The organism is Streptomyces sp. LS1784, assembly GCF_020103755.1.
In the GTDB taxonomy this organism is placed as follows: Bacteria; Actinomycetota; Actinomycetes; order Streptomycetales; family Streptomycetaceae; genus Kitasatospora.
On record NZ_JAHSQD010000621.1, the window covers coordinates 1 to 4552 of the forward strand.

Below are 4552 nucleotides of genomic sequence, written 5' to 3' on the forward strand. Positions count from 1 at the left end.
GGAGGCGGCGGGACGGACGGAGCCGCACCCGGCGGAGGCGGCGGGACGGCGGGCGGCGGGGCCGGGGGCGCGAACGGCCGCCCGCACGACCCGCAGGCGGGTGACCCCTTCTCCGAAGTCGCCCCGCACGCTGCGCAGTTGGCCATGGCCCGCGTTCCCCCCGCTCGACGAGTCCCTGGCCGCCCCAGGGAGCCCGTTTATCCCATCGGACCCGAACGGATGTCAACCGGGAACCGGGGCAAGCGGATTGGCCCGCCGGGCCGGGTTCAGTCGCGCTTCTTCGGGACCTCCGGGACGGGCAGCAGCGGCAGCCGAAGCGCGCCGAACGCGCCCTCGGGCACGGCCGGCCTCAGCGGCGCCACCGCCGCCACCCGCCGGTACTCCTCCCCCTGGGCCGGGCGCGGGTCCGCCTCGCCCTTGTTCGGCCACATCGACATGGCGCGCTCGGCCTGCGCGGTGATGGTGAGCGAGGGGTTGACGCCCAGGTTGGCGGAGACGGCCGAACCGTCCACCACGCTGATCCCGGGGTAGCCGTACAGCCGGTGGTACGGGTCCACCACGCCGGTCTCGGGGGCGTCGCCGATCGGACAGCCGCCCAGGAAGTGCGCCGTCATCGGGATGTCGAAGATCTCGCCGACGGTGCCGCCCGGGAAGCCGTTGATCTCGTCGGCCAGCGCCTGGGCGCCCTGCTCGGCGGCCGGTATCCAGGTCGGGTTGGGCTCGCCGTGGCCCTGGGTGGAGGTGAGCCGGGCCTTTCCGAGCGGGCCCTTCTTCAGCGAGACGGTGATCGAGTTGTCCAGCGACTGCATAACCAGGCCGATGATCGTCTTCTCGGACCAGCGGCGCTGGTTCATCGAGCGGGCGAAGGTCACCGGGTGGAGCGCCGAGTTGCCCAGGTAGCGCAGCCAGCGCGGGATCGTTCCACCACCCCTGACCTGGGCGATGGACAGCGCGCCCATCGCGTTGGAGCCCTTGCCGTAGCGGACCGGCTCGATGTGGGTGTTGGCGTCCGGGTGGATCGAGGAGGTGATCGCCACGCCCTTGGTGAAGTCCGCCTTGGTGCCGTAGCGCCGGTCGGTGGTCTGCGCGCCGACCAGGGCCTCGGAGTTGGTGCGGGTCAGCTCGCCCAGGCGTTCCGAGATCCGGGGCAGGTGGCCGCCGTCCCGCATCCGGTGCAGCAGCGACTGGGTGCCGTAGGTGCCGGCCGCGACGACCACCCGGGCCGCGGTGATGGTCCGCGCACCCGCCTTCACCCGGTCGGTCTTCGAGCGCGCGTCGGTGCGGCGCACGTCCACGGCGTAGCCACGATTCCCGTCGGCCCCGCCGATCTCCCGGATCCGGGCCACCGTGGTGAGCGGGTGGATCTCCGCGCCGCCCCGTTCGGCCAGGTGGAGGTAGTTCTCGGTGAGCATGTTCTTGGCGCCGTGCCGGCAGCCGGTCATGCACTCGCCGCACTCCACGCAGGCCTTGCGCACCGGGCCGGCGCCGCCGAAGTACGGGTCGGCCACCTCGCCCCCGGGCGCCGCCTTGGCACTGCCGTCGGTGTCCCCGCCGTCGCCGAAGAAGACCCCGACCGGCGCCATGTGGAAGGTGTCGCCGACGCCCATCCGCTCGGCGGCCGCCTTCAGGTGGACGTCGGAGGGGGTGAGGGTCGGGTTGAGCCGGACCCCGAGCATCCGCTGCGCCTGGTCGTAGAACGGCGCCAACTCCTGCTGCCAGTCGGTGATGTGGCGCCACTGGCGGTCCTCGAAGAAGGCCTTCGGCGGCACGTACAGGGTGTTGGCGTAGTTCAGCGAGCCGCCGCCGACCCCGGCGCCGGCCAGGATCAGCACGTTGGCCAGCAGGTGGATGCGCTGAATTCCGTACAGCCCGAGCTGCGGCGCCCACAGGTAGTTCGGCAGGTCCCAGGAGTTCCTGGGCAGTTCGTCCCGGTCGAAGCGCCGGCCGGCCTCCAGGACGGCGACCCGGTAGCCCTTCTCGGTCAGCCGCAGGGCCGCGACCGATCCGCCGAAGCCGGACCCGACCACCACCACGTCGTAGTCGAACTCCGCCGCACCGCCGGACTGCACCATCTGCCACCGCTCCTTCGCCGGGTGAACCTGCCTGTGGGTACCGCGAGCCGGGCCCCGCCGGAAGTGCGGGGCCCGGTGTGCCGCCGAGGCCTACTTGAAGCGCAGCGCCTTGAGTGCCCGCAGCCCGCCGGTCATCACGGCGGCGAACTGCTTGTCGTCCAGGCCGAACGAGGGCGCGATCGGCAGCAGCCGCTGGGTCGCGATGGTCTGCGCCTCGGTGAAGCGCAGGATGCCCTCGGCGCCGTGCCGGCGGCCCAGCCCCGAGTCGCCCATGCCGCCCATCGGCGAGCCGACCGAGCCGTACGCGGCGGCGTAGGCCTCGTTGACGTTCACCGTGCCGGTGCGCAGCCGGGCCGCGACCGTCCGGCCGCGCCGCAGGTCCCTGGTCCAGACGCTGGAGTTCAGGCCGTACGGCGTGGAGTTGGCGGCGGCCACCGCCTCCTCGTCGGTGTCGAAGCGGTAGAGGGAGACGACCGGGCCGAAGGTCTCCTCGGCGCAGACCGCCATGTCCGGGGTGACGCCGTCGAGGATGGTCGGCTCGAAGAAGAACGGGCCGAGGTCCGGCCGGGCACGCCCGCCGGCCACCACGGTGGCACCCGCCTTGACCGCCTCGTCCACGTGCCGGGTGGTGGTCTCCAGCTGGCGGACGGAGACCAGCGAGCCCATGTCCGCGCCGTACGCGAGGCCCCCGCCGAGGCGCAGCGCCCGGGTGCGGGCGGCGAAGCGCTCCAGGAACTCGTCGGCCACCGAGCGGTGCACCAGCAGCCGCTCGATCGAGATGCACAGCTGCCCGGCGGAGGAGAAGCAGGCCCGCACGGCGCCCGCGGCGGCCGCGTCGAGGTCGGCGTCGGCGAGCACCAGCATGGCGTTCTTGCCGCCGAGTTCGAGCGAGGCGCCGACCAGCCGGGCGGCGGCGCGCTGGGCGACGTCACGGCCGGTCCGGGTGGAGCCGGTGAACGAGACGTAGTCGGCGTGCTCCACCACGGCGGGGCCGATCACCGGGCCGTCGCCGATCACGACCTGCCACAGGTCGGCCGGCAGCCCGGCCTCGACCAGCAGTTCGCGGGCCCACAGCGCGGTCAGCGCGGTCTGGGTGTCGGGCTTGTTGACCACCGCGTTGCCGGCCACGAAGGCGGGCAGGGCGTCACCGATGGACAGCTCCAGCGGGTAGTTCCACGGCGAGATGTGGCCGATCACGCCCTTGGGGCGGCGGGCCTCGACGGCGTGGGTGAGCACCGGCAGCGCGCCACCGCGCCGCTTGTCCTTGAGGTACCCGTGCGCGGCCCGCCCGTAGTGCCGGGCGGCCATGGCGACGGCCAGTACCTCCTCGAAGGCGTGCAGCCGGGCCTTGCCGGTCTCCGCCTGGATGAGGTCCAGTACCTCGTCCTGCCGCCTGAGCAGCAGGTCGTGGAAGCGCAGCAGGACGGCGGCCCGGCGGCGCACCGGCAGCGCGGCCCAGGCCGCCTGGGCGCGGCGGGCCAACTGGAAGGCGACCTCGACGTCGGCCGGGGTGGACTGCGGCAGGCTGGCCAGCCGTTCGCCGGTCAGCGGGGCGGCGGTCTCCACCAGGTCGGGCTCGCCGGTGGCGGTGACGCCGGCGGCGAGCCTGGCGACCAGGGACGGCGGGACGGCCGCGGCGACCGTCCGGCCGCCACCGGGGGCCGCCGGATTGCCGGCGCCGGAGTGTTCGGTGGCCACTGCATCTGCTGTGAGGTCCGACATACGCGCAGCCTAGGCGTTCGGCGGCCGGTCTGGTACCCGCCGGTAACAAAAATCTGCCGCAGTCGGGTGAAAGCGGGCGCCCCTCCCCTGGCCGGCGCCCGTCAGCGGGTCGGCGTGAAGCTGTTGAGCACCGCGTAGAAGCGCTGCTCGGCCTCGTTCCACTCGCTGCCCCTCTCCGGGCTGGACGAGTAGATCGCGTAGCTGGTGCCGTCCTGGCTGATGAACTCGGTCTCGATCGCGCGCCGGCGGCCGCCCTCCTTGGCCAGGTAGCTGAACTCCCAGACCGCCGCCTCCTGGCCCTTCACCGCCGCGCTGGCCATCCGGTGCTGCTTGTAGTCCTTGAGCGCCTTGGAAAGGCTGGTCTCCATCTGCCGCATGTGCTCCAGCGGCTTGACCGACTGGCCGACGGTGACGGCGAACTGCAGGTAGTGCACCTTGCCGTCGGGGCTGTAGAAGATCTGGTTGTCCCCGGAGCTGATCCGCTGCCAGGGCGGGGTCCCGTTCGGCAGCGGGAAGCGGAAGCCGGCCGGGTCGTCGACCCAGTGGTAGCCGCTGGGCGGCGCCACCGCGGGGGTGGCGTCGCTGGTGGGCTCGGGCCCGGTGGACTCGGCGGCCGTCGGCGTCGGGTCGTCGGCGGCGCCGCCGCCCACCACGTGCCGGGTGGTGAGGAAGGTGCCCGCGGCGGCCAGCAGGCCGACGGCCACCGCGATGCCGGCGATCTTCAGCAGGTTGCGGCGCTTGGCCGGTCCGCGCGCGGG

3 protein-coding genes are annotated in these 4552 nt (G+C 73.5%); all 3 read right to left on the reverse strand.

Annotated elements, in window-relative coordinates:
• Positions 1-266: 266 nt before the first annotated feature.
• Positions 267-2072 (reverse strand): GMC oxidoreductase, encoded by a 1806-nt coding sequence (locus KS423_RS39125; RefSeq protein ID WP_224284491.1) that lies wholly within the window; start codon positions 2070-2072, stop codon positions 267-269.
• Between the two features lie 90 nt (positions 2073-2162).
• A complete protein-coding gene (locus KS423_RS39130; protein WP_224284492.1) occupies positions 2163-3794 on the reverse strand; it encodes a succinic semialdehyde dehydrogenase in 1632 nt (543 codons plus the stop codon).
• 101 nt (positions 3795-3895) lie between these two features.
• Positions 3896-4552, reverse strand: a 657-nt coding sequence (locus KS423_RS39135) for a PsbP-related protein (RefSeq protein WP_224284493.1), incomplete at its 5' end; no start/stop codon positions are given.

Excerpts from the sequence above, each read along its gene's own strand:
- KS423_RS39125 (WP_224284491.1), bottom strand. The coding sequence starts at position 2,072 with ATGGTGCAGTCCGGCGGTGCGGCGGAGTTCGACTACGACGTGGTGGTG.
- KS423_RS39130 (WP_224284492.1), bottom strand. The coding sequence starts at position 3,794 with ATGTCGGACCTCACAGCAGATGCAGTGGCCACCGAACACTCCGGCGCC.